This window comes from Streptomyces sp. NPDC085927 (assembly GCF_044540975.1).
In the GTDB taxonomy this organism is placed as follows: domain Bacteria; phylum Actinomycetota; class Actinomycetes; order Streptomycetales; family Streptomycetaceae; genus Streptomyces; species Streptomyces hirsutus.
The window spans coordinates 118,995-142,492 of sequence record NZ_JBITSN010000008.1; the positions used below are offsets into that span (position 1 = coordinate 118,995).

Here is a 23,498-nt window from a genome sequence, read left to right on the forward strand (position 1 = left end):
CTACGGTTCGGACAGTGGGAGCTGCCGGAACGGCCGGCGGACCGCTCCGGGGAGGGTTCTGTCATGTCTGGCGGGTCGGTGTCGACGACGTATCTGGAGCTGTCGCAGGATGACGGCACCGCGCACAAGTTCTACGAAGTGACCGTCGACGCAGTGGTGGTGACCGTTCGTTACGGGCGGATAGGCGCCTCGGGGCAGACCCAGGTCACCAGCTTCCCCTCGGCCGACAAGGCGCGGGCCGCTGCCGCCCGGAAGGTCGGTGAGAAGGTCCGCAAGGGCTACGCTCCCGCCGTCCCCGGGCAGCGCGCGCCGCGCGCGGTGACCCGGCGTCAGGTGACGTCCGCCCCGTCCACCGCGCGTGCCGTGGCCCCGGTCCTGTGGCGGTTCGGCACGGGTTCCGCGGCGTTCGGCATCCATGTCGACGACGAGCACTGCTGGGTCGGCAACCAGGCGGGCGACGTGTACACCCTGGGCCACGACGGCCAGGTGCTGGCCCGCTTCAACCTGCCGGACGGCGTGAAGTGCCTGGTCGCCGACGACTTCTGGATCTACGCGGGCTGCGACGACGGCAAGGTCTACGACCTGTCCTCCAAGCTGCCGTTCGCGGCGTACGACATCGCCGCGGACGTCGACATCTTCTGGCTGGACATCCACGAGGGAGTGCTGGACGTCTCGGACCGCGACGGCAAGCTCACCGTCATCGACCACGAGGACGAGCACCAGTGGTCCCGCCGCAGCCAGGGCGACCACGCCTGGATGGTGCGCGCCGACGACCGGGCCGTATACCACGGTCACCAGCGTGGTGTCACCGCCTACGCGCCCGACGGCGGCGGCGAGTTGTGGCACACCCCCACCCGCGGCGGCGTGCTGTTCGGCTGGCAGGAGGACGACACCGTGTACGCGGGCACGGCCCACCGCGTGGTGCAGCGGCTGTCGAAGGCGAGCGGGGCCATCGAGGCCACCTACGCCTGCGACGGCGCCGTGTACTCGTGCGCCACCTCGCCCGGCGGCCGGTTCGTGTTCGCCGGTGACGCGGCGTCGTCCGTCTACTGCTTCGACCAGGACGGCACCCGGCTGTGGAAGCTCGGCACGGGCGGCGGCTCGGCCCTGTCGATGCAGTACCGGGACGAGCGGCTGTACCTGGTCACCACCGACGGCTCGCTGGTGTGCGTCGACGCGAGCGAGGCGGCCGTCTCGGCGGCCCAGCAGGGCACGGTGCCGGTCGCGCGGGACGTCAAGCTCGCCGAGGCGCTGCCGGCCTACGCACCGGCCACGACGGCGAGCGCGGTGACCGCGGTGGCCCAGGCCCCGACCGGGGCGATCGTCGTCCAATGCGTCCAGGACTCCGGCCGCCTGCGCGTGCACGTGGTGTCCGAGGGGTACGACGCGTCGTGGAACGTGCAGTTCCCGCGCGCGATACGGGAGCCCGGGGCCCGCTATGTCGTGGACGCGCTGCACCCGGCGGCCGGCGGCTTCTACCGGGTCCGCGGTGACATCCGGCGGCTGCTCTGACGTCCCGCGGCCGCTCGCGGGCGAGGAGACGCGGAGAGGGGGCGAAGTCATCGGGGGCCGGACGCCGGTCCCCAGGGCGTACGACGGGCGCACACGGGGTGTGTATGAGCCCTGTACGCGCCCCCGCGTCCGTGCGGAGAATGCAGTGTCCATGATCATGCAGCGGAGTGGCCGGTCCCGTCGGCCGAAGCCCAGGAAAGCAGGTCGACCGCCATGCTCTTGCGTCAGCCCACATCCCTGACCGAAGCACAGAACTGCATGGCGGAGGGAGCGGTGCCCATCGGCGGGGCCACTCTCGTGTGGGCGCTCTGGCAGCGGGACGGCTTCCCCGAACAGGCGATGTCCCTGCGCAGCCTGCCGGAGGCCACCATGCTCGAGCGCGAGTCGCTGGGCGCGGCCGTCCTGCTGCACCGCATCGACGACCGGGTACCGGAGGTCCTGCGCGGTGCGGCCTCCACCGTGGGCACCGGAGCAGTGCGCCGGACGGCCACGGTCGGCGGCAACCTCGTGGGCAGCACCCTGCGATGTCTGCTGCCGGCGGCGCTCGTCCTGGACACCCGCGCCACGGTGCTGGACCGGGACGGAGCCTTCGAGACCGATCTGGCCGAGGTGGTGGCCAAGCGCCATCTGCTGCTCAGCCTGCACTGGCGCACCCCGATAACCAGCGGATATCACAAGGCGCCCGCCGAAGCGGGCGGGCCACCGCCCCTCGTCGTCGCCACCGCCGTGCACGCCGAGGAGGACGGGCGACGCAGGGTCCGCGTCGCGGTCCGTGACGGCTACGAGGTGATCGGTGGGAGCGCGGACTGCGCGGCCGGCACGGACGAGACGCTGCGGGCCCTGGACACCACGGACCTCGGTTCGCTCCCCCCGGGGATCGGCGACGTGGTGCGCAGGGAGGTGTCCGGGGTCCTCGTCCGGGCCGCCGACGGCTGACGGCCCCGGCCGCCGGAGGCCTCACCGGCCCCGCTACGGCTCAGCCGGCCGCGGGGACGTGCCAGGTCGTGGGATCCCAGACACCGGACCGGCGCAGCGACTGCGGGCAGTGCAGATAGATCTCGTCGATCTCCAGGAGGACGGCGAGCGCCGGGCGGCGGCCCTCGGTGGTCATGTCGTCGAAGAACGGCGCGTCCGTCAGGATGCGGGCGTGCCCGTTGACCCGCAGGACCTCCTTGCCGCCCGGTACGAGGTAGAGGAGACCGGCCTGCGGGTTCTCGAGAATGTTGTGGAAGCTGTCGCCCCGGCGGTTGCCCGGCCGGTCGGGCAGCGCGAGGGTGCGGGGGCCGAGGACATGGGTGAAACCGGGCTGCCCGCCGCGCGGCGACACATCGCAGGCGCCCCGGCGGTCGGACGTGGCCAGCAGACAGAAGGACGAGCGGGCCAGTATGCCGAGGTCGTCGTCGGTGAGTTCGGGATGCACCTTGTCGATCACGACGGGATGAGGTTCCCCGAGCAGGTCCCGCAGCTCGGCCGACGACGTCAGCTGCACGTATCCCTCGGCGAGAGCCCCCGGGGTGCCGTGAACCGCAGCGTCCAACGTCTCGGGCATGCGGACTCCTTGTGGTGCGTGTACGTGGTGGCGTAGCGAACACTAGCTGCCAGGGCGTATGCCCGGCCGGACCAGGTCCGCCGGCCGCGGGACGCGGTATCGGTGCGGGTCTCGGCAGCGGCGCCGGGCCGGGGCGACGAGGGGGGCAGGACCCGGTCCGGGCACCGGCCGCCCGCCCCGGGTCAGTCGACGGGCCAGGTGTGCACCGGGGCGTTGAGGTGCATGTAGTCGATGTACTGCTGTGTCATCCGGCGCAGGGCCTCATGGCGGCCGCAGTGGGCCGTGGTGTCGATGTGGTGGAACATCTCCTTCTGCCACACCGCCCCGTTGCGCCCGGTGACGCAGCGCTGCTCGATGATGCCGAGCAGCGGCTCCCGCCAGGCCTCGTCCATCCCGGAGAGCTCCAGCCCGCGGTGCGCCAGTGGCAGCAGCCGCCGCAGCACCAGCTCGGCCACCGGCACCTCGCCCATCCCGGGCCAGTACAGCCGGGCCTCGATGCCGTGCCGTGCCGCCGTGTGCAGGTTCTCCTCGGCGGCCGAGAAGGACATCCGGGACCATACGGGCCGGTCCTCCTCCGCCAGGGCGCGGGTGAGCCCGTAGTAGAAGGCGCCGTTGGCCAGGGTGTCGGCGACGGTGGGGCCGGCCGGCAGCACCCGGTTCTCCACCCGCACATGCGGCTTGTCGTGCGCGATGGCGTAGACCGGGCGGTTCCAGCGGTAGATGGTGCCGTTGTGCAGGGTCAGCTCGCCCAGCTCGGGGGTGTCGCCCCGGTCCAGCGTCTCGGCGGGATCCTGCTCGTCGCACAGCGGGAGCAGCGCCGGGAAGTACCGCAGGTTCTCCTCGAAGAGGTCGAAGACGCTGTTGATCCACCGCTCCCCGAACCACACCCGGGGCCGTACCCCCTGCACCTTGATCTCCTGGGGACGGGTGTCGGTGGCCTGCTCGAACAGCGGAACGCGGGTCTCGTGCCACAGTTCCTTGCCGAACAGGAACGGCGAGTTGGCGGCCAGGGCGACCTGGACCCCGGCGATCGACTGCGCCGCGTTCCAGTAGTCGGCGAACTGCTCCGGGAACACCTGGAGATGGAACTGGGTGCTGGTGCAGGCGGCCTCGGGAGTGATCGTGTCCGCGTAAGTGCGCAGCCGGTCGACACCGTCCACCTCGATGTGCAGGTCCTCGCCCCGGGCCGCGAAGATCTGGTCGTTGAGCAGCCGGTAGCGCGGGTTCTCCGACAGCGCCGACTCGCCCACGTCCTCCTGCCGCAGCGTCGGCAGGATCCCGGTCATGATCAGATGCGTGCCGACCGACTTCGCGCGCTTCTCGGCGTGGTTCAGCGCGGTACGGATCTCGGACTCCCAGGAGTCGGGTCCGCCCGCCGTCAGCCGCCGCGGCGGAACGTTGATCTCGAGGTTGAACCGGCCCAGCTCCGTGGACCAGGCGGGGTCCGCGATCACTTCGAGCGCGTCGCTGTTGCGCATCGCCGGCTCCGCCCGGTCGTCGACCAGGTTCAGCTCGATCTCCAGTCCCACCTGGGGCCGCTCGGACTCGAACCGCGCCTCCCGCAGCATCTGCGCGAACGTGTCCAGGCACTCCTGCATCTTGATCCGGTACCGGCGGCGGTCCTCACGGGTGAACACCAGCGCCGGGACATCGCGTCCCATCGCATTCCCTCCCGGCTGCCGTCCGCGGACACTTCTCCACCCCAGCGTCGCACCACCGGCCGACTCCGACCACGCGGGACAGGATCCACGGCGAGACCGGATACTCCTTACCCGTCCGGGGTACCTCGCCGCGTCCGGGGCCCCGCGGTCGTTCGTACGGCTGGAGGCGCGTCACACGGGCGGGACGCCGGGGGCGGCTGCCTCCAGGTCGGTGATGCTCCCCGACATGATCGTCCGCACATGGCCGGTGATGTGCTCCGCGGGCCAGTCCCACCAGGCCACCGCCAGCAGGCGTGCGACGTCCCGGGGGCTGTAGCGGGTGCGGATGAGGCGGGCCGGGTTGCCCCCGACGATGCCGTAGTCGGGCACGTCGCCGGTGACCACGGCACCGGCGCCGATGACGGCGCCGTGTCCGATCCGCACGCCCGGCATCACCGTGGTGCCGTGGCCGAACCAGACGTCGTTGCCGACGACGGTGTCCCCCCGGTTCGGCAGGCCGGTGAGCAGGTCGAAGTGGTCGGACCACGAGCCGCCCATGGTGGGGAAGGGGAAGGTGGAGGGGCCGTCCATCCGGTGGTTGGCGCCGTTCATGAGGAACCGCACTCCCGTGCCCAGTGCGCAGAACTTTCCGATGACCAGCTTTTCGGGTCCGTAGTGGTGGAGCACATTGCGTGTCTCGAACGCGGTCGGGTCGTCCGGGTCGTCGTAGTACGAGTACTCCCCGACCTCGATCAGCGGGGACCGCACCAGCGGCTTGAGCAGCACCACCCGTGGCTGCTCGGGCATCGGACGGAGGATGGTCGGGTCGGCAGGCACCGGCATGGTGAGCGGTCCTCAACGGTCGCGGGGCAGGGGCCGGTCCATGATTCCGGTACCGGGCTGCCCGGGACACCGATTTACCACCTGCGGAAACGCGCCCCGCCCCTCGCCGCCGGCGTGGCCCGCCGCCGTCGGAGTGCTCGCCACCGCCCTGGAGGCAGATGTCCGCGGTGACGTCCGGGGCGGTCCGGACGCGGTGGTCGCTGCCGGCCCCGATCCGGTCCTCCCCGGACTCGCGGTGCCGTCACCCGCGGGGCATGTGGTGTCGGATCCATGCCGTCTGGCCGCCGTCGACGAGCAGGTCGGCGCCGGTGATGTACGAGGAGCGCGGATCCGTGAGGAAGGCCACCGCGTCGGCGATCTCGGCGGGCGTACCGGGGCGGCCCGCGCCGCACGCGTCGAGCATCCTCATCATGTGCCCGTCGGAGTCCGCGTCGGCCTCCGCCTTCGCCATCGCGGTGGCGACGACGCCCGGACTGACCGTGTTGACGCGGGCGCCGAGCCGGCTCCACGCGAGGGCGGCGGCCTGCACCCGCAGGAGATTCGCCCGTTTGGCCAGGATGTAGGCGGCCGTCGGATCGTCGCCGAGGCGGGTGACCGCGTCCAGGCCCAGCAGCCGGTCCGCGGGTGCCGTGGCCAGGGCGGCCTCGTCCTCGGCGCCGATCGAGGCCATGTGCCCGGCGACGCTGGCGACACAGACCAGCGACGTGCCACGGACGGCCACCTGCTCGAAGCCCTCGATGACGTACACCGTGCCGAGCAGGTCGACCTCGAGGATCCTGGACACCGAGGCGGTCGCGGCGGCCACCCCGGCCGTGTGCACGACGGCTGTGATCCGCCCCGCCCCGGCCGCGGTCCGGGCCAGCCGCTCCACCGCCGCACGGTCACGGACGTCGGTCGGCACGCCCCGTACCGCGTACCCCTCGGTGCGCAGCGCGTCCACCGTCCGGTCGAGTTGTGCCCGGGACGCGTCGGCGAGGATCAACGTCCGCCCGCTGCCCAGCCGTCGGGCGACCGCCGACCCCATCCCGCCCGCTCCGGTGACGACGACCACGTCACGCGGCTGGTCGTCCCTACTGTCGTGCATGGGCGGTCTCCCTGCCGGGGTGGTCACCGATGCCGATGGGGTCGCCGGGGGCGGCCGCCCCGTCCCGTACGGTCTCGTGCCAGGCCGTACCGTCCGCGACGGCCTTCCGCCAGGCGCGGACGGCCCTGGGCGGCATGCCCACCGCCAGGACGCCGGTGAGCCTTCCGCCCCTGCGGTAGGCGGCGACGAACCGCCGCTCGGTCATGTCCCCTTCCACGACGGCGACTTCGTCGTGGCCGCGCAGGTAGCCGTAGGCCTGGATCCGCAGGCCGTACTGGTCGGACCAGAAGTACGGCACCGGCGCGAACGGTGTGCGCGCCTCCGGCGCGGCGAGCAGGTTGCGCGCGGCGGCCATGCCCTGCTCGGCGGCGTTCGTACGGTGCTCGATCCGCATCGACGTCCCGAACAGCGGGTTGTGCCAGCGGGCGACGTCACCGGCCGCGTACACCCCCGGTGCGGCCTCGCAGTACTCGTCGCAGATCACGCCGTCGCCGAGCGTCAGCCCGCTGTCCGTGAGCCAGCCGGTGTTCGGCAGCGAGCCGACGGCGACCAGGATCTCGTCGGCCTCGACCACCTCGCCGTCGGCCAGCCGCACGCCGTCCTCGGTCACCTCCGTCACGGTGACCGAGGTGCGCAGCTCCACGCCGTGGCCGAGATGCACCCGGGAGAGCATCTCGCCGACCTCGGTGCCGACGGCGTGGGCCAGCGGGACGGGAGACGGCTCGAGCAGGGTGACGCGGGCGCCCAGGCCCCGGGCGACGGCGGCGGCCTCGGCGCCGAGGAATCCGGCGCCCACCACGACGAGCCCGGTGCCCGGCGTCAGCACCTCACGCAGCGCGAGGGCGTCGTCCAGCGTGCGCAGGACGTGCGCGCCCTCGCCGGGCAGCCGCCGGGGACGCACGCCCGTGGCCACGATCAGCCCGTCGTAGGGCACCCGCGACCCGTCGGCCAGCCGGACCGCACGGTCCGCCAGGTCCAGCCCGGTCGCCGCCGTCCCCAACCGCAGGTCCAGGTCCAGGGCGTCGAGGTCCTCGTCCCTGCGCAACGGCAGCCGTCCGACCGGCCACGTGCCGGAGAGGATCTGCTTGGACAGCGGAGGGCGGTCGTACGGGGCGTGCGGCTCGTCACCGACGAGGGTGAGCGGGCCGTCGTGGCCCGCCCGGCGCAGGGTCTCGGCCGCCGCGAGTCCGGCGGCCGAGGCGCCGACGACCACGACGTGTCTCACCGTTCCACCAGGCGGATCGCCGCGGCCGGGCAGACCGCCTCGGCCTGGCGCGCGTCGTGGAGCAGTTCCTCACCGGGGTACTCCTCCAGCAGGACCGCCACTCCGTCGTCGTCCCGCTGGTCGAAGACGTCGGGGGCGGCCAGGACGCACTGTCCCGACGCCACGCACTTCGGTTCGTCCAGTTCCACACGCGTCGTTGTCACTCGGTCGGTCCTTCCGGTTCTGCCGGTCGTGCTGTGGGGGGCGGGGGCGGGGCCGGTCACCAGGTGACGGGCAGGCTGTGGACGCCGTACGTCGTCCCGGTGTGGTCGAAGGAAAGCTCCTCGACCGGGGCGGCCGCGCGCAGGGTGGGGATGCGGCGGTAGAGGGTGCCGTAGGCCACCTGGAGTTCCAGCCGGGCCAGGTTCTGGCCCAGGCACTGGTGGGGTCCGTAGCCGAACGCCTGGTGGATCCGGGCGGGGCGGGTGAGGTCCAGCCGCTCGGCCTCGGGGAAGGCCTCCGGGTCCCAGTTCGCCGCGTGCAGGTCGAAGATGAGGCCCTCGCCCTTGCGGATGACCACCGAGCCGATCGCGATGTCCTCCTTGGCGACCCGGCGCACGCCGGTCTGGACGATGCTCAGGTACCGCAGCAGCTCGTCCACCGCGTTCGCGATCAGCTTCGGGTCGTCGGTCTCCCGCAACAGGGCGAGCTGGCCGGGGTGCTCGAACAGGGCCAGGGTGCCGAGGCCGATCATCGTCGCGGTCGTCTCGTGGCCGGCGATCAGCATCGCCACGCCCATGTGGACGGCCTCGGTGTGCGACATCTCGCCGTCGCGGACCCGGCCGGCCATCTCGGAGAGCACGTCCTCGCCCGGGGCGTCCGTCTTCCGCTTGATCAGGTCGTCCAGATAGGCGGCCAGCTCACCGCTGACCCTCCGGGCCTCCTCGGGTGCCGCGGCGCCGTCCAGGATCAGGCTGCTGCTGCGCTGGAAGAAGTCGTGGTCCTCGTAGGGCACTCCGAGCAGTTCGGCGATGACCAGCGACGGCACCGGCAGCGCGAACGCCGTGAGCAGGTCGACCGGGCGGGGGCCCGCCAGCATCGCGTCGATCAGGTCGTCGACGATCTTCTGGACCGGGGCCCGCATCTTCTCGATCCGCTTGACCAGGAACGGGCCGTTGACGGCCCGGCGCAGCCGGGTGTGCTCCGGCGCGTCCGTGTTCGTGATCAGCCGGGGCGTGACCGGGGCGATCATCGCCCGGTGGGCGTTGACATGGGGGAAACCGGGGTCGAGGTCGTCGTCGCTCACCCGGGGGTCGGGCAGCAGGGCGCGCTGGTCGGCGTGCCGGGTGACCAGCCAGGGTGTACTGCCGTTCCAGATGCGGACCTTCGTGATCGGGCGCTCCGCCCGCAGCTCCTGCGCGGCCGGGGCCGGGGCCAGAGGGCACTGCGCCGCCCGCGGCAGCGGATACCCGGGCAATTCCTCGGCGGCGCCGCCGGCAGGGCAGGACAGGGCCTCGGACATGGCATCTCCTACATGACGTGGGGGAGCGCTTCCGGCTGGAAAGGCCTTACAGGAAGCAGGAGTTGTGGAATCGGAAAGCTCGGTCACCGGGCATGGAAGCGGAGCAGGCTGACACCTTCCGGTCAGTTTCCTGACCTCAGCCTGACGTGATTCAAGTCACGCGGAGGGCTCGGTGGCGGAGGAGAGGTGACGCGGGAGTAACAAGGCCTGCGCCCCGTCTTGCTTAACTTAGTCAAGCAACTCTACGGTAACCGCATGCCCGCCCCGCAGCCCACAGTGGTACCCGCGCCCACAGAGGTGCCCGTACCCGCCTCGCCGGATCTGGTCGAGATCGAGCGGGCCCTCGCCCGTGTCACCCACCTGGTGGGCCGGGTCCGGCAGCACGAGCGCCTGATGACCGTGGCCGGGCTGTCGCTGGACCGGGCCGCCGCGGCGATCCTGCGGCACGCCGCCGAGAGCGATCCGCTGCGCCCCGGGATGCTGGCGGCCCGCCTGTCCGTGGAGGCCTCCCATGTCACCCGGCAGCTGGGGCAGTTGGAGAAGGACGGCTACGTACGGCGGGTCCCCGATCCGGAGGACCGGCGGGCCCAGCGGGTCCGGCTCACCGAGGCCGGACTGACCGCCGCCGGCCGGATGCGGGAGGTGAGCCTCCGGGGCATGCAGGTGGCGCTGGCGGACTGGTCGCCCGAGGACCTCCGTCTGCTCGCCGAACTCTTCCACCGCATGGTGGACGACTTCGTCGCCCGGGCCGGGGCCGGCATCGAGCCATGACGTCCACGTCCCGTCCGGACGGCCTCCCCGCGTACCGGAGCACCGGCCATCCGGCGGGCCGCGTCCTCGGAGAGGGGCCGTCGTCGTCCCGCGGCCACGGGCGGCACGTCCTGGTCGTCGAGCAGGACCCCGCGGTGAACGAACTGATCGCCACCGCCCTCGAGCTGGTGGGCTACCGGGTCTGCACCGCGGGAACCGCGGCCGACGGGATGGTGCGGTTCACGGAGCACCGCTTCGACCTGGTGGTCCTGGACGCCACCCTGCCCGACCTGATCGGCTTCACTCGTGGGCGGCGCGTGGCTCCCGCGGACCGGCCGCCGCTGCTGTTCCTGACCACCTGCGACTTCCTCCACAGCCTCCTGCCCGAACTCGGCCCGGGCGGCGAGGACTACGTCACCAAGCCGGTGCGGATCGCCGAAGTCCTGGCCAGGGTCCAGGTCCTGCTGCGCGGCCGCGCCCCCGAGCAGCAGGGGATGCACTGCTACGGCGACCTGGTCCTGGACGATGCCACCTGCCAGGCATGGCGCGGGTCCAGACAGCTCGACCTCACGCCCGCCGAGTACCGGCTCCTGAGCCATCTGCTGGCCAACGCCGAACGCGTGCTGTCCAAGGAGCAGATCAGCCGGCACGTGTGGGGCGAGTACCGCGCCAACTCGGCCATCGAGAAGCTCGTCTCCCGCCTGAGACACAAGGTGGACAAGGAACACCCCGCACTGATCCGCACCCGCCGGGGCTTCGGCTACTGGCTCGGCCACCCCGGCCGCCGGAACGCCGTCCCCGCGCGCTGACGTGCCCCACGGCGCCGAAGCGGAGACTCCGTCCGGCGCAGGACGAGTGGCCCGGCTCACATGGCGCACCGGGCCTGCCACCGACACGATGGTCTTCGTCACCGGGCAGGCTGAAGGGATCAACATGTTCCGCAAGGTGCTGGTAGCCAACCGTGGTGAGATCGCGATCAGGGCGTTCCGCGCGGGCTACGAGCTGGGCGCCCGAACGGTCGCGGTCTTCCCCCACGAGGACCGCAACTCGCTCCACCGGCTCAAGGCGGACGAGGCGTACCAGATCGGCCAGGTCGGGCACCCGGTGCGCGCCTATCTCTCGGTCGAGGAGATCGTCGGCGCGGCACGCCGGGCGGGCGCCGACGCCGTCTACCCGGGCTACGGATTCCTGTCCGAGAACCCCGAGCTGGCCCTGGCGTGCGAAGAGGCGGGCATCACCTTCGTCGGACCGAACGCCCGGATCCTGGAGCTGACCGGCAACAAGGCGCGCGCCGTGGCCGCGGCCCGCGCGGCGGACGTGCCGGTACTGGGCTCCTCGGAGCCCTCCACCGACGTGGAGGAACTCGTCCGCGCCGCCGACGGCATCGGCTTCCCCGTGTTCGTCAAGGCGGTCGCCGGCGGCGGCGGACGCGGGATGCGCCGGGTCGAGGACCCCGCCCAGCTGCGGGAGTCCATCGAGGCGGCCTCGCGGGAGGCCGCGTCCGCGTTCGGTGACCCCACCGTCTTCCTGGAGCGGGCCGTCGTCGATCCCCGCCACATCGAGGTACAGATCCTCGCCGACGGCGAGGGCAACGTCATCCACCTGTTCGAACGCGACTGCTCGGTGCAGCGCCGCCACCAGAAGGTGATCGAACTCGCGCCCGCGCCGAACCTCGACCCGGAACTGCGGGACAGGATCTGCGCCGACGCCGTGCGCTTCGCCCGCCAGATCGGCTACCGCAACGCCGGCACCGTGGAATTCCTCGTCGACCGCGACGGGAACCACGTCTTCATCGAGATGAACCCCCGCATCCAGGTCGAGCACACAGTGACCGAGGAGGTCACCGACGTCGACCTCGTGCAGGCGCAGTTGCGCATCGCCGCCGGTGAGACGCTCGCCGACCTCGGACTCGCCCAGGAGAACATCACCCTGCGCGGCGCCGCGCTGCAGTGCCGCATCACCACCGAGGACCCGGCCAACGGCTTCCGCCCCGACACCGGGCAGATCAGTGCCTACCGCTCGCCCGGCGGCTCCGGCATCCGCCTGGACGGCGGCACCACCCACGCCGGCACGGAGATCAGCGCCCACTTCGACTCCATGCTGGTGAAACTGACCTGCCGCGGCCGGGACTTCGCCACCGCCGTGGGCCGGGCCCGGCGCGCCGTGGCCGAGTTCCGCATCCGCGGCGTCTCCACCAACATCCCCTTCCTCCAGGCCGTGCTCGACGACCCGGAGTTCCAGGCCGGCCGGGTCACCACGTCGTTCATCGAGCAGCGCCCGCACCTGCTCACCGCGCGCCACTCCGCCGACCGCGGCACGAAGCTGCTGACCTACCTCGCCGACGTCACGGTCAACAAGCCGCACGGCGAGCGGCCCGAACTGATCGACCCCACGACCAAGCTGCCCCGGCCGGCCGCGGCCGAGCCGGCGCCCGGCTCCCGGCAACTGCTCGCGGAACTCGGCCCCGAGGGATTCGCGAGCCGGCTGCGCGCCTCGCCCACCGTCGGCGTCACCGACACCACCTTCCGCGACGCCCACCAGTCGCTGCTCGCCACCCGGGTCCGCACCAAGGACCTGCTCGCGGTCGCCCCCGTGGTGGCGCGCACCCTGCCCGAGCTGCTCTCCCTGGAGTGCTGGGGCGGCGCCACCTACGACGTCGCCCTGCGCTTCCTCGCCGAGGACCCGTGGGAACGTCTGGCGGCCCTGCGCGAAGCCGTACCGAACATCTGCCTGCAGATGCTGCTGCGCGGCCGCAACACCGTGGGCTACACGCCGTACCCGACCGAGGTGACCGACGCCTTCGTCCAGGAGGCGGCGGCCACCGGCATCGACGTCTTCCGCATCTTCGACGCGCTGAACGACGTCGCCCAGATGCGGCCCGCCATCGACGCCGTACGGGAGACCGGGACGGCCGTCGCGGAGGTCGCCCTGTGCTACACCTCCGACCTGTCGGATCCGTCCGAGCGGCTCTACACCCTGGACTACTACCTGCGCCTGGCCGAGCAGATCGTGGAGGCGGGCGCGCACGTCCTGGCCGTCAAGGACATGGCAGGCCTGCTGAGGGCGCCCGCGGCGGCGACCCTGGTGTCCGCTCTGCGCCGGGAGTTCGACCTGCCGGTCCACCTGCACACCCACGACACCTCCGGCGGGCAGCTCGCCACCTACCTCGCCGCCATCCAGGCCGGAGCGGACGCCGTCGACGGAGCGGTGGCGTCCATGGCGGGCACCACCTCGCAGCCCAGCCTGTCGGCGATCGTCGCGGCGACCGACCACTCGGACCGGCCCACCGGCCTCGACCTCCAGGCCGTCGGCGACCTGGAGCCGTACTGGGAGAGCGTCCGCAAGGTCTACGCCCCCTTCGAAGCGGGCCTGGCCTCACCCACCGGCCGCGTCTACCACCACGAGATCCCCGGCGGGCAGCTCTCCAACCTGCGCACCCAGGCCATCGCCCTCGGCCTGGGCGACCGTTTCGAGGACATCGAGGCGATGTACGCCGCGGCCGACCGGATCCTCGGCCGTCTCGTCAAGGTGACCCCCTCGTCGAAGGTGGTCGGCGACCTGGCCCTGCACCTGGTGGGTGCCGGGGTGTCCCCGCGGGACTTCGAGCAGGACCCGGACCGGTTCGACATCCCCGACTCCGTCATCGGCTTCCTGCGCGGTGAACTCGGCACCCCGCCCGGCGGCTGGCCCGAGCCGTTCCGGACCAAGGCACTGCGCGGCCGCGCGGAGGCCAAGCCGGTGCAGGAACTGACCGCGGACGACCGGGACGGGTTGGCGAAGGACCGCCGGTCCACGCTCAACCGCCTGCTGTTCGCCGGTCCGGCCCGCGAGTTCGAGACGCACCGGCAGACCTTCGGCGACACCAGCGTCCTGGACAGCAAGGACTTCTTCTACGGACTGCGCCCCGGCAGGGAGTACACCGTCGACCTCGACCCCGGGGTGCGGCTGCTCATCGAGCTCCAGGCCGTGGGCGACGCCGACGAGCGCGGCATGCGCACCGTGATGTCCACCCTGAACGGTCAGATGCGGCCGATCCAGGTCCGCGACCGGGCCGCCGCCTCCGACGTCCCGGTCACCGAGAAGGCCGACCGGAACGATCCCGGGCACGTCGCGGCGCCGTTCGCCGGAGTGGTGACCCTCGCGGTCGCCGAGGGCGACGAGGTGGCGGCCGGAGCCACGGTGGCCACCATCGAGGCGATGAAGATGGAGGCCGCGATCACCGCTCCGAAGTCCGGCACGGTGAGCCGGCTGGCCATCAACCGCATCCAGCAGGTGGAGGGCGGCGACCTCCTCGTGGAACTCGCCTGAACCGACCACGGCCCGCCACCCACCGCCCGGCCCCGCTCCCCGTCGCCGGTGCTCACCCGAGGAGATCGGCCGGCAGCGGCAGCGGCAGGAGCAGGGACGTCGCATCAGGGCCATGCGCGCGGTGGCGGGCGGTGTGGCAGGCCGCGCCCGCGGAAGCAGCCGCCGCGCCCCGTGGACACCGTCCTGCGTGTACTGGGCGGTGGCGAGCACGCGCGGCCCCATCCGGCCGGGATGCCTGACCGCGAGCTCAGAGCGGTCAGCCCGCCGAGGCTGTACCCGAGGAAATCGGCCTGCTCGACACGGATCGCGTCGAGGAGGGCCACCACGCCGGAAGCCGGTTCCGGCACCGGCAGGGCGCGGTCGGTGCCGGCGGTGCGGCCGTGCCCCAGCACCTCGGGAGCGAGCACCAGCCGGTCTGCGGGCAGGGCGGGCGGCACGGCACCGAAGGACGGTCCGGCGGTGAGGGCCCCGCCGTGCGGCGGGCCCACGGGGTGTTCAGCCGGCCGGTGCCGCGGCACGGCCGCGCACCGGGTGCTTGCTCAGGACCGAGACCCGGTTGAAGGCGTTCATGGTGATCGCCACCCAGATCACGGCGGAGATCTCGTCCTCCGACAGTACGGAGCGGGCGATGCCGTAGGCGCTGGTCTGCGCGTCCTCGTCCGTGGGGAGCGTGGTCGCCTCGGCCAGTGCCAGCGCGGCCCGCTCTCGAGGATCGAACAGTTCGGTGTCGCGCCAGGCGGGCAGCACACCCAGGCGCTGCGTGGTCTCACCGGCGCGCAGCGCCCTCGTGGTGTGCAGACCGAGGCAGAACGCGCACGCGTTGAGCTGGGAGACCCGGATGTTGATCAGCTCGACGAGGAGGCGGTCCAGCCCGGCGTCGGCCGCGACCTTGCGCACCGCCTCGGCCGTGGCCGACAGAGCGCGGTAGGCGTCCGGGCTCTGCTGGTCGACGAACACCCGCCTGTCGGTGGTCCCCGCTGCCGGCTCGATCACGTGCACTCCCTCAACGCGCGGTATCTGACCTCCTGTCCTATCATCCGTGACTCATTTTTGATGAATGCACTTTCGGCGGCCGGCCGGACGAGGCCGCGAGCGGTCACGGACGGGCCGGCGGCGAGAGCGGACCGGGCGCCCCGTCCTGGGCCGGAGACGTGCCCATCGCCGTGAGCTGCAGCCGCAGAGCCAGTCGCACGCGCGGAGAGGACAGGTCCACCGGAGCCACCTCGTCGAGCTTGCGCAGCCGGTACCGCAGCGTGTTGGGGTGGATCCGCAGCAGCCGCGCGGCGCTCTGCGGGTCACCGAAGTGGTCCAGCCAGGCCGCGAGCGTCGCGCGGTACGGCGTGCCGTGCTCCTCGTCGTGCGCGCGCAGCACGGCGAGCGGGCCGCCGAGCAGGCCCGTGTCGATTCCGACGGCCGCCGTGGCACGCTCCACGACAACGGCGTCCCAGGCGTCCTCCATCAGGAGGATCCCCCTCGTGCCGTGGAGCGGGAGCCGGCCCGCGGCGACCAGCCGGTGGAGCTCCCCGGCCTCCGCGGTGGAACGGGGCAACCGGTCGGGGGAGTGGGCGGGGCACCCCGCGACGGCATACAGGCCCGCATCGCGCGCGTGGACCTCACCGAGCACATGACGGAGCCAGTCGAGGGTGCCCGCACCGGCGTCGGCCATGCCGCCGGCCGTGACCGGCCGCCTGCCGCGGGGCCGCTCGGTGACCAGACCGAACAGCAGCCCGTCGAGGTCGGTCAGCAAGGGCTCGTGCCAGCCGAAGCGGCGCGCGACGGACTCCCACAGATCCAGCTGCCTGCGTACGTCGTCGGTCCCGTAGGGCGACCCGAAGGCCACCACCCGCCAGGGACCCGCCGGCAGCGCGGGCACCGCGTCCGGTCCGGGAAACGCGCCCGCACCCGGTGCCGCCCCCTCGCGCAGGGTCGCCCGCAGCCGGCCGGTCGACACCCGCCGTGCGATACCCGCCTCGGCACGCAGCCGCAGCAGATGCAGGGCGAGGACCGAGGCCACGTCGCCGAGCTCCCGGATGCGCTCCTCCGGGACCGGAGGGCTGACCACCGCCCAGATCGAGCCGAGCCACTCGCCGCCGGCCCGCACCGGGATGATCAGCCGGGGCAGCGTGCCGTCGGGGCCCGCCGGGGTCCAGATGGGGTCGCTGGAGCGCGCGAGCCTGCGGAAGACACCGACGGCCCGGAAATGAGTGAGGGTCTCCGGCGGGACGCGTCGTCCCACGATGGTGGAGACCCTCGCCGGATCGGTGGTGTCCTGCCGCGCGGAGTACGCGAGCACCCGGGACTGCGCGTCCTCCACCGTCACGGGTGCGTCGATGATCTCGGCCGCCGCGTCGGCCAGCGCGAACAGGTCGACGTGCGGTCCGGGCGTACCGAGGCGACTGGTGTCGGGCGCGGCGGCCCGGTCGATGACACCTCGCAGCAGCCAGACGACATGCGCCCACGAGGTGTGCGGCTGCAGTTCGACCAGGGCGGGGCCCGCCAGTTCGCGGGTGGCGCGGGCCACCTGGGGATCGCCGGCGAAGGGGCTCTTGAGGACCACGCCCCCGGCCGCCGCCCGTGCGGCCCGCTCCAGCAGGGCGAGGGCCTCCGCCCGGTCGGCCACGCCCACCCCCAGGACGAGTTCCCCCGGCTGTCCCCCGGCGTCGCCGGGCTCGGCCAGGGCGACGTCGTGCACCTCGGCGTTCCCGGCCGCCACGACCGTGCGGAGGAACCCGGCGCCCAGGGAGTCCACGAGATCGGTGACCGTGATCATCACCGGCACCCCGCGGGGGGAGAGGAACAGCTCATGCGCATGGTCATGCCCCCATTGTGGCTCCGGTGCACAGTGCTCGGCGCATCATCGATCCGGCTGCCATTGGCCGCACACCACAAAGACAACCGGGCGGGCCGGGCCCACCATCGGAGACATCACCGCCTTGGAGAAGAGGTTCCGCATGGCCCGCCCGCCCTCGCCCGCACACTCCGGCCCCCGTTCCGTCGCCGTCGTCGGCGCCGGCATGGTCGGACTGTCCACCGCCTGGTTCCTGCAGGAGCGGGGAGCCGACGTCACCGTGTACGACCGCGCGGGGGTGGCCGCCGGGTCGTCCTGGGGCAACGCCGGATGGCTCACCCCCGGACTGGCGACACCGTTGCCCGAGCCCGCGGTCCTCGGCTACGGCCTGCGAGCGGTGCTCAGCCCGTCCTCCCCGGTCTACGTCCCACCCAGCGCGAACCCCGCCCTGCTCAGGTTCCTGGCAGGGTTCGCCCGGAACAGCACCGCGACACGGTGGCTGCGCGCGATGCGCGCGCTCGTCCCCATCAACGGCCTGTCGCTGCCCTCCTTCGACCTGCTGGCCGAAGGGGGCGTCGAGGCGCGCACCCTCGACGCCAAGTCCTTCCTCGCGGCCTACCGTACGGCCGGGGAGCGCCGGGTCCTGCTGGAGGAACTCGAACAGATCCACGCCGCGGGCCAGAGCATGGAGTTCGACGTCCTCGACGGAGACGAGGCCCGGGGGGTCGAGCCGTCCCTCTCGGACGAGATCGGCGCGGCGATCCGGCTGCACGGTCAGCGCTACATCGACCCGGGACACTTCGTGCACTCCCTGGCCGACGCGGTCCGTGCCCGGGGCGGGGAGATCCGGGAGAGCACGGAGGTCACCGATGTGCGGGACGCGGCCACCGGCGTCACCGTCCTGACCGGTGACGGCCAAAGCCGGCGCTTCGACGCGGTGGTCCTGGCCACCGGAGCCTGGCTCGGCCGGCACGCCAGGAAGTTCGGCGTCCGCTCCCTCGTGCAGGCCGGCCGGGGATACAGCTTCAGCATCCCGGTCGAGCACGTGCCGTCCGGACCGGTCTACTTCCCCGGACAGCGCGTCGCCTGCACGCCGCTCGGCGACCGGCTGCGCGTCGCCGGGATGATGGAGTTCCGCAAGCCGGAAGCGCCCCTGGACGCCCGCCGGATCAACGCCATCGCCGAGGCGGCCCGCCCGCTGCTGCGCGGGGCCGACCTGGACGCCCGCAAGGACGAGTGGGTCGGCTCGCGCCCGTGCACGACCGACGGACTTCCCCTGATCGGCTGCACCCGCTCACCCCGGGTCTTCGCCGCGGGCGGGCACGGCATGTGGGGCATCACCCTCGGCCCGGCCACCGGACTGCTGCTCGCCGAGACGGTCGTCACCGGCGAACGCCCGGCGCAGCTCGCGCCGTTCGACCCGCTGCGCTGACCGGCCGCGACCCCGGCGCGACCCCGGCGCGACCCCGGCGCCGCCCCTACTGGGGCGGTGTCGGGGTGTCGTGGGTCCGGTACATGGCCTGCACGTCGAGCTCCAGCTGGACGGTGGGCCCGACCACGGCGATGCCGCGGGCGAGCATCGAGCGCCAGTTGAGGGTGAAGTCCTCGCGGTGCAGTTCGGCCTTCGCGAGAGCGGCGCAGCGCAGTTCCTGCTCGTAGCCGCCGTTCACGGTGCCGAGGTACTCGGTGTCGAGGCCCACGGAGCGGCTGGTGCCGTGCATGGTGAGGGAGCCGTGCACGGTCCACCTGGAGCCGCCGCGATAGGCGAACCGGGTACTGGTGAAGTCGATGTACGGGTAGTGCTCGACGTCGAGGAAGTCCGCGGACCGCAGATGGTTGTCGCGCGTCTGGTTGCCCGTGGTGAGGCTGGACGCGTCGATGCGCACCGAGACCTGGGAGTCGGCCATGTCCTGTGCGACACGGATGCCGCCCTCGAACCGCGTGAAGCGGCCGTGCACATGGGCCATGCCCACGTGCTTGGCGATGAACCGGATCGCGGTGTGCGGCGGGTCGAACAGCCAGGTGCCGGACGACGGGAGCTCCAGCTGACGCGCGGGCTCGAGTACGACGCGCTGCGGAGGGAGCACCACGCCGGCGGCTATCTCGACGGTCTCACGGACCGGTGACAGGCTCTCCGACACGATCATCACGCTGTAGGTGCCCGGGGGCAGGGCCGCCAAGAAGTAGCCGTACGGGTCGGTGGTGCCGCGGGCCGCGACCCGGTGGCTGCTCAGCCCGGTCACCGTGACCTCGGCTCCGCCCAGCGGCTGCGCCAGCCCGTCGACGACCTCGCAGCCGAACACCCCCGCACCGTCCGGCAGGGGGACCGAGAGGGCCGACGCGGCGCCGTGGGCGCCGGGGGAGCGCCTGCGTCGCAGCAGTCCGAGGACCATGGTGTTCACCTTTCATCACACGTGTCACCGCCCCGCGACCCGCACGGCACACCGCGTTCGCAGCTGCCAAGAGGCCGGGGAAACGGGACGTCGGTACGAGGGGGAGGTCTGTGATGATCCTAAAGCCGACGGCAGGGGAGATGTGCTGCTCCGCGTGCGGGGGTGAGCCCCGGACCATGCCGGGCGAGCCCTCGGAGGGGCCTGGTATGGGAGGTGATGAACCGGTTTGAGGGGGCAATGCTTTGCGGTAACGCTTTGGCGAACGGTGTGGGGCGTACCGCAATGTTCATGCGTCACTCGCGGTATCGGCGCACATCGTGCACGACGTCCGCACATGCCATCGACGTGCGGCCGGACCGATGAGTTCTCGCGCGCCTCACCGTCCAAGAAGGAGAGGGACGGTGAGGAACGGCGGACAGGGCGCCGTCCCCGTCGAGGAGAGGAGTGGTGCGCGATGAAGCTGGCACTGACGCAGTTCCTGACGCTGGACGGCGTCTACCAGGGCCCGGGAGCCCCGGACGAGGACACCAGCGACGGGTTCACCCGGGGCGGCTGGTTCGTACCGTACCTGGACGAGGCCTTCGAACAGCTGGCCGCCACCTGGCTCGGCCAGGCGGACGCCCTGCTGCTGGGCCGCCGTACGTACGTGAACTTCGCGCGGGACTGGCCGAAGATGACCGAACCGCCCTTCGGCCCCCTCATGAACGGCCTGCCGAAGTACGTGGCCTCCCACACCCTGACCGAGGCCGGATGGAACCCGAGCACGATCCTGTCCGGCGACGTCCCCGCCCAGGTCGCCGACCTGAAGCGGCGGCCCGGCCGTGAGCTGCAGCTCCACGGCAGCGCCCGGCTGTCCCAGTCCCTGCTGGCCGCCGGCCTGATCGACGAACTGCGCCTGGTGATCGCCCCCGTGCTCGTAGGAACCGGCCGCCGCCTCTTCCCGGCCGGCGTCACCCCGACCGGGCTCCGGCTGATCCGTCACGAGACGACACCACGCGGCCTGGCGGTCCACACCTACGAAACGACGGGACAACCCGGGTACGGGACGTACGGTGCCGAGGCGTAAGGGGTGAGAACCGGCAGTCCCGGCGCGACTGGCCCGGCCCGTACGGGTACGGCAGAGGTCCTCGCTCCAGGAGGCCGGACCTGTGCGAGGCACCGGCCGGGCGGGGCGAGGACGACTGCGTGTGCTCCTCGGCGAGCCGGAGCGGGAGCGGAGCGCGGCGGGTCAGCGCTCCCAGCGGTATTCGATGATCGCGCCCGGGTTCGCCAGCGGTTCGGTGGACGGAGCGCCCCGGATGTCACGGACGGGGCCCGCGGAGTCGGTCGCGGCGAAGAGGGACCTGCCGTCGGCGCTGAACTCCGTGTCACGGAAGCGGTTCTCCTCCGTGATGAGCTTGGTGACCTTGCTGACGTCCCGGCCGTCCGGCGTGAGGTCGACGCGGTAGACGGTGCCGTCCTTGAGGGTGGTCATCACCAGGGAGTCGTTCCAGCCGGGGAGGCCCTCACCGGTGGACCCGGCGGACTTCCTGGATGTCCCGTAGTGCTCGAAGCTCGAGGGTGCGATGGTGGGCCAGCACACCGACCACATCTCGCCCTGGGCGCACTTGGGGTTCTGGAACTGGAAGTCCGAGTCCACCGTGCCGAAGGTGTGGATCGGGTCCATGAAGGACCGGGTGAAGTCGCTCTCCTCCTGCACGGGGACCGTCGCGGGGATCTCGAAGTTGCTGAAGGTCAGCTCGTCGCACGGCGTCGGCCAGGAGGCGGACCAGTTGGCGTAGACGTAGGCCTTGTCGTCGCGGTAGCCCGAGACGTTCGGCCAGCCGTAGCCGGCGCCCTTCCGCAGGATGTTGATCTCGTCGTCGGTCTTCGGGCCCTGCTCGTTCGAGTAGAGCGTGCCGTCGGGGCCGAAGGCCAGGCCCTGGGCGTTGCGGTGCCCGTAGGTGTAGACGTGGCTGCGCACGCCGTCCAGGACCGGGTTGTCCGAGGGGATGGAGCCGTCGGTGTTCAGCCGCAGGGTCTTGCCCTGGTAGGCGATCCAGTCCAGGCCCTCGACCTCGTGGGCGGTGGGCAGCCGCATGGCGTAGCTGGGCCTGCAGGTGCTGCCGAACTGGTTCACGCCCTGGTCACCGATGGTGTAGTACAGCTTGCCGTCCGGGCCCAGGCGCAGCCGCGCCGACTGGTGGTCGTTGCCGGACGGCATGCCGGCGATGACGGCCTTCGGGCTGTGCAGCCGCTGCCGGCCGGCGTCGTAGGTGTAGCGCTCGATCTTCGTGCGGGCCTGGACGACCGGGGTCGGGTCGATGTCGTGGCTGTAGGCGACATACGCGTACAGCGCGCCGGACTCGTGCTCCTCCAGGGCGAGGCCGAGGACGCCGTCCTGCCCGCCCTCGCTGTGGACGGCCTCCGGCAGGCTGAGGAGAGTGGTCTTGGCGCCGGTCTTCGGGTCGACGCGGGTGACCTTCTTGCCGGTCTTCTCGGTGGCCCACAGGGATCCGTCGGGAGCCCGCACGATCTCGTAGGGGTTGTTCAGCCCGGTGGCCACGACCCGCTTGGTGAACGTGCCCGACGAGGGAGGCGCGGTGGTCGTGGCCGGAGGGGTCGCGGTGTCCGTGTTCCCGTTCGCGGAGGGATCTCCGCCCGTGACAGCGGCGCCGGACAGCGATGCGCCGAGGGCCAGGACGAGCGCAGTCGTCACCGGCCCGCGCAGTATGTGGTGCATGTTGCTTCCTTCCGGTGGGTCGCCCCCCGCGTTCGAAGCATCACGTTCCGCTTACGTTTCAGCGCTCCGGGCACTGCTTCGTTGCGCCGTTCGGGTGAGGGGAAGGGGGTGGCCGGGACACGGACCCGTCCGAACACCACCCCGCGCGGCTGAGGGCCGGGAAGATTCAAAATGCCCCTGACGGGACATGAGTTGGGGTGTCCTCGCCTGTCGACGGACGGCATGCCGTTCCCGGGCGCTCCGTACGGTGGGGCCGGCCGGGGCCGCCGCGATCGGGCGCCCATCGAACCCGGCCGACAGGGCACCGTGGAGTCCCCCCACCTCGCGGTTCACCCGAATGGCTACACTTCACCGGCAGTGCCGTACCGTTCCGTCCCCTCGGCGGGTGGGCCGGGTGCTGTTCCCGGCCACCCCCGGGTGTCTCGATCCGTCAGCTTCTCCCTGTGAGCCAGGTATTCCGCATGGCAGCCAACCGCACGGCCAAGAGCATCGCCACGCGTCAGCGTTTCGTCGACGAGGCTCTGCGTCTCTTCAAGGAACGGGGCTACGAGAGCACGTCCATGGCCCAGATCGCGGCCGCGGCCGGCAGCAGCCGGGCCAACCTGTACCTGTACTTCAACAGCAAGTCCCAGATCATCAGGGCCCGTATGACCGAGATCGAGGCCGAGGTCGCCGAGCTCTACGAAGTGCTGGACGGGATGCCGCAGCACACCCCCGAGGCTCTGCGGGAGTGGCTGGAGACCGCCCGCGGGATGTGGCTGCGCTACGCCACGGAGTTCGAGGCCGTCAACCAGGCCATGGCCATCGACCAGGACGTGCTCGAGGAGTGGCTGGGACTGATCCGGCGCGTCTCGTCGGCCCACGCCGCGCTCCACCCCGACGGTGCGACGGAGGACGAGCGGACGGAACGCGAAGTGCACATGGCCACGCTCATGATGAGCCTGGAGCGCAACTTCTACTTCCTGTACATCCGCGGCCACAAGGAGAGGGAGGAACTGATCCTCACCTCCCTGGCCCGGCAATGGGCCCAGCTGTTCGAGGACTGAGACGACCGGCCGGGCCGGGGCGGCCGGGCCGGGCGGGGGGGGCGCGGGGGGGGGGGCCCCCGGCCGGGGGGGGGGGGGCCCGCCGCGGGGGGGGGGGGGCGGGGGCCGCGGGGGCGCCCCCCCCCCCGCCCCCCCAC

At 72.3% G+C, this 23,498-nt stretch carries 20 protein-coding genes; 8 read left to right on the forward strand and 12 right to left on the reverse strand.

Translation table 11 applies throughout. From position 1 onward, the window contains the following. The first annotated feature begins 63 nt into the window (after window positions 1-63). Complete coding sequence (locus tag ACIF80_RS22005; RefSeq protein WP_399807094.1) at window positions 64-1,512, forward strand: WGR domain-containing protein; 1,449 nt, start codon at window positions 64-66, stop codon at window positions 1,510-1,512. A 213-nt stretch (window positions 1,513-1,725) separates the two neighbouring features. Continuing rightward, complete coding sequence (locus ACIF80_RS22010; protein WP_399807097.1) at window positions 1,726-2,448, forward strand: FAD binding domain-containing protein; 723 nt, start codon at window positions 1,726-1,728, stop codon at window positions 2,446-2,448. Between the two features lie 40 nt (window positions 2,449-2,488). On the opposite strand, the gene ACIF80_RS22015 is transcribed toward ACIF80_RS22010, so the two are convergent. The 7 genes from ACIF80_RS22015 to ACIF80_RS22045 all read right to left on the reverse strand — a co-directional run bounded on the left by ACIF80_RS22015 (window position 2,489) and on the right by ACIF80_RS22045 (window position 9,354). Further along, window positions 2,489-3,061 (reverse strand): MSMEG_1061 family FMN-dependent PPOX-type flavoprotein, encoded by a 573-nt coding sequence (locus ACIF80_RS22015; RefSeq protein WP_399807100.1) that lies wholly within the window; start codon window positions 3,059-3,061, stop codon window positions 2,489-2,491. A 182-nt stretch (window positions 3,062-3,243) separates the two neighbouring features. After that, on the reverse strand, window positions 3,244-4,722 hold the full coding sequence (locus tag ACIF80_RS22020) for a glutamate--cysteine ligase (protein ID WP_399807102.1): 1,479 nt from the start codon (window positions 4,720-4,722) through the stop codon (window positions 3,244-3,246). Between the two features lie 171 nt (window positions 4,723-4,893). Beyond that, window positions 4,894-5,544 carry a CatB-related O-acetyltransferase gene (locus ACIF80_RS22025; RefSeq protein ID WP_399807104.1) on the reverse strand — a complete coding sequence of 217 codons (651 nt, stop codon included), beginning with the start codon at window positions 5,542-5,544 and terminating at the stop codon, window positions 4,894-4,896. A 241-nt stretch (window positions 5,545-5,785) separates the two neighbouring features. Beyond that, window positions 5,786-6,628, reverse strand: a complete 843-nt coding sequence (locus ACIF80_RS22030; RefSeq protein WP_399807107.1) for an SDR family oxidoreductase — start codon at window positions 6,626-6,628, stop codon at window positions 5,786-5,788. Beyond that, window positions 6,615-7,853 (reverse strand): NAD(P)/FAD-dependent oxidoreductase, encoded by a 1,239-nt coding sequence (locus tag ACIF80_RS22035; RefSeq protein WP_399807109.1) that lies wholly within the window; start codon window positions 7,851-7,853, stop codon window positions 6,615-6,617. The genes ACIF80_RS22030 and ACIF80_RS22035 overlap by 14 nt, the downstream gene beginning before the upstream one ends. Further along, window positions 7,850-8,056 (reverse strand): ferredoxin, encoded by a 207-nt coding sequence (locus ACIF80_RS22040; protein ID WP_332425097.1) that lies wholly within the window; start codon window positions 8,054-8,056, stop codon window positions 7,850-7,852. Before ACIF80_RS22040 ends, ACIF80_RS22035 begins: the two co-directional genes overlap by 4 nt. Window positions 8,057-8,112: 56 nt before the next feature. Then, on the reverse strand, window positions 8,113-9,354 hold the full coding sequence (locus tag ACIF80_RS22045) for a cytochrome P450 (RefSeq protein WP_399807112.1): 1,242 nt from the start codon (window positions 9,352-9,354) through the stop codon (window positions 8,113-8,115). Window positions 9,355-9,609: 255 nt separating this feature from the next. Here ACIF80_RS22045 and ACIF80_RS22050 point away from each other — a divergent pair, with 255 nt between their 5' ends. The 3 genes from ACIF80_RS22050 (at window position 9,610) to ACIF80_RS22060 (ending at window position 14,412) form a co-directional block, all read left to right on the forward strand. Next, a complete protein-coding gene (locus ACIF80_RS22050; protein ID WP_399807115.1) occupies window positions 9,610-10,125 on the forward strand; it encodes a MarR family winged helix-turn-helix transcriptional regulator in 516 nt (171 codons plus the stop codon). Then, window positions 10,122-10,913: a response regulator transcription factor gene (locus ACIF80_RS22055; protein WP_399807117.1), complete on the forward strand. Its 792-nt coding sequence runs from the start codon at window positions 10,122-10,124 to the stop codon at window positions 10,911-10,913. Before ACIF80_RS22050 ends, ACIF80_RS22055 begins: the two co-directional genes overlap by 4 nt. Window positions 10,914-11,037: 124 nt before the next feature. After that, window positions 11,038-14,412: a pyruvate carboxylase gene (locus tag ACIF80_RS22060; protein ID WP_399807560.1), complete on the forward strand. Its 3,375-nt coding sequence runs from the start codon at window positions 11,038-11,040 to the stop codon at window positions 14,410-14,412. Window positions 14,413-14,516: 104 nt separating this feature from the next. Here the strand turns inward: ACIF80_RS22060 and ACIF80_RS22065 are convergent, their stop codons facing one another. The 3 genes from ACIF80_RS22065 to ACIF80_RS22075 all read right to left on the reverse strand — a co-directional run bounded on the left by ACIF80_RS22065 (window position 14,517) and on the right by ACIF80_RS22075 (window position 17,182). Next, window positions 14,517-14,900 (reverse strand): alpha/beta fold hydrolase, encoded by a 384-nt coding sequence (locus ACIF80_RS22065; protein WP_399807120.1) that lies wholly within the window; start codon window positions 14,898-14,900, stop codon window positions 14,517-14,519. A 7-nt stretch (window positions 14,901-14,907) separates the two neighbouring features. Further along, entirely contained in the window at window positions 14,908-15,411 is a 504-nt protein-coding gene (locus ACIF80_RS22070; RefSeq protein ID WP_399807123.1) for a carboxymuconolactone decarboxylase family protein, read from the reverse strand. A gap of 97 nt (window positions 15,412-15,508) precedes the next feature. Further along, the gene (locus ACIF80_RS22075) at window positions 15,509-17,182 is read right to left on the reverse strand and encodes a PucR family transcriptional regulator (RefSeq protein ID WP_399807126.1); all 1,674 of its coding nucleotides are present in this window, start codon (window positions 17,180-17,182) and stop codon (window positions 15,509-15,511) included. 181 nt (window positions 17,183-17,363) lie between these two features. Between ACIF80_RS22075 and ACIF80_RS22080 the strand changes: the two genes are divergently transcribed. Beyond that, complete coding sequence (locus ACIF80_RS22080) at window positions 17,364-18,632, forward strand: NAD(P)/FAD-dependent oxidoreductase (protein ID WP_399807129.1); 1,269 nt, start codon at window positions 17,364-17,366, stop codon at window positions 18,630-18,632. Window positions 18,633-18,678: 46 nt separating this feature from the next. On the opposite strand, the gene ACIF80_RS22085 is transcribed toward ACIF80_RS22080, so the two are convergent. Further along, the gene (locus ACIF80_RS22085; RefSeq protein ID WP_399807132.1) at window positions 18,679-19,593 is read right to left on the reverse strand and encodes a YceI family protein; all 915 of its coding nucleotides are present in this window, start codon (window positions 19,591-19,593) and stop codon (window positions 18,679-18,681) included. Window positions 19,594-20,047: 454 nt separating this feature from the next. Between ACIF80_RS22085 and ACIF80_RS22090 the strand changes: the two genes are divergently transcribed. Further along, window positions 20,048-20,659 carry a dihydrofolate reductase family protein gene (locus ACIF80_RS22090; protein ID WP_399807134.1) on the forward strand — a complete coding sequence of 204 codons (612 nt, stop codon included), beginning with the start codon at window positions 20,048-20,050 and terminating at the stop codon, window positions 20,657-20,659. 162 nt (window positions 20,660-20,821) lie between these two features. On the opposite strand, the gene ACIF80_RS22095 is transcribed toward ACIF80_RS22090, so the two are convergent. Next, on the reverse strand, window positions 20,822-22,315 hold the full coding sequence (locus ACIF80_RS22095; protein ID WP_399807136.1) for a glucose/sorbosone family PQQ-dependent dehydrogenase: 1,494 nt from the start codon (window positions 22,313-22,315) through the stop codon (window positions 20,822-20,824). Window positions 22,316-22,776: 461 nt separating this feature from the next. Here ACIF80_RS22095 and ACIF80_RS22100 point away from each other — a divergent pair, with 461 nt between their 5' ends. Next, complete coding sequence (locus tag ACIF80_RS22100) at window positions 22,777-23,361, forward strand: TetR/AcrR family transcriptional regulator (protein WP_399807139.1); 585 nt, start codon at window positions 22,777-22,779, stop codon at window positions 23,359-23,361. Window positions 23,362-23,498: the final 137 nt, after the last annotated feature.

What these genes read in the sequence shown, in the direction of transcription:
- ACIF80_RS22005 (WP_399807094.1), top strand. Translation starts at nt 64, where the DNA reads ATGTCTGGCGGGTCGGTGTCGACGACGTATCTGGAGCTGTCGCAGGAT.
- ACIF80_RS22010 (WP_399807097.1), top strand. Translation starts at nt 1,726, where the DNA reads ATGCTCTTGCGTCAGCCCACATCCCTGACCGAAGCACAGAACTGCATG.
- ACIF80_RS22015 (WP_399807100.1), bottom strand. Translation starts at nt 3,061, where the DNA reads ATGCCCGAGACGTTGGACGCTGCGGTTCACGGCACCCCGGGGGCTCTC.
- ACIF80_RS22020 (WP_399807102.1), bottom strand. Translation starts at nt 4,722, where the DNA reads ATGGGACGCGATGTCCCGGCGCTGGTGTTCACCCGTGAGGACCGCCGC.
- ACIF80_RS22025 (WP_399807104.1), bottom strand. Translation starts at nt 5,544, where the DNA reads ATGCCGGTGCCTGCCGACCCGACCATCCTCCGTCCGATGCCCGAGCAG.
- ACIF80_RS22030 (WP_399807107.1), bottom strand. Translation starts at nt 6,628, where the DNA reads ATGCACGACAGTAGGGACGACCAGCCGCGTGACGTGGTCGTCGTCACC.
- ACIF80_RS22045 (WP_399807112.1), bottom strand. Translation starts at nt 9,354, where the DNA reads ATGTCCGAGGCCCTGTCCTGCCCTGCCGGCGGCGCCGCCGAGGAATTG.
- ACIF80_RS22050 (WP_399807115.1), top strand. Translation starts at nt 9,610, where the DNA reads ATGCCCGCCCCGCAGCCCACAGTGGTACCCGCGCCCACAGAGGTGCCC.
- ACIF80_RS22055 (WP_399807117.1), top strand. Translation starts at nt 10,122, where the DNA reads ATGACGTCCACGTCCCGTCCGGACGGCCTCCCCGCGTACCGGAGCACC.
- ACIF80_RS22060 (WP_399807560.1), top strand. Translation starts at nt 11,038, where the DNA reads ATGTTCCGCAAGGTGCTGGTAGCCAACCGTGGTGAGATCGCGATCAGG.
- ACIF80_RS22075 (WP_399807126.1), bottom strand. Translation starts at nt 17,182, where the DNA reads ATGATCACGGTCACCGATCTCGTGGACTCCCTGGGCGCCGGGTTCCTC.
- ACIF80_RS22080 (WP_399807129.1), top strand. Translation starts at nt 17,364, where the DNA reads ATGGCCCGCCCGCCCTCGCCCGCACACTCCGGCCCCCGTTCCGTCGCC.
- ACIF80_RS22085 (WP_399807132.1), bottom strand. Translation starts at nt 19,593, where the DNA reads ATGGTCCTCGGACTGCTGCGACGCAGGCGCTCCCCCGGCGCCCACGGC.
- ACIF80_RS22090 (WP_399807134.1), top strand. Translation starts at nt 20,048, where the DNA reads ATGAAGCTGGCACTGACGCAGTTCCTGACGCTGGACGGCGTCTACCAG.
- ACIF80_RS22095 (WP_399807136.1), bottom strand. Translation starts at nt 22,315, where the DNA reads ATGCACCACATACTGCGCGGGCCGGTGACGACTGCGCTCGTCCTGGCC.
- ACIF80_RS22100 (WP_399807139.1), top strand. Translation starts at nt 22,777, where the DNA reads ATGGCAGCCAACCGCACGGCCAAGAGCATCGCCACGCGTCAGCGTTTC.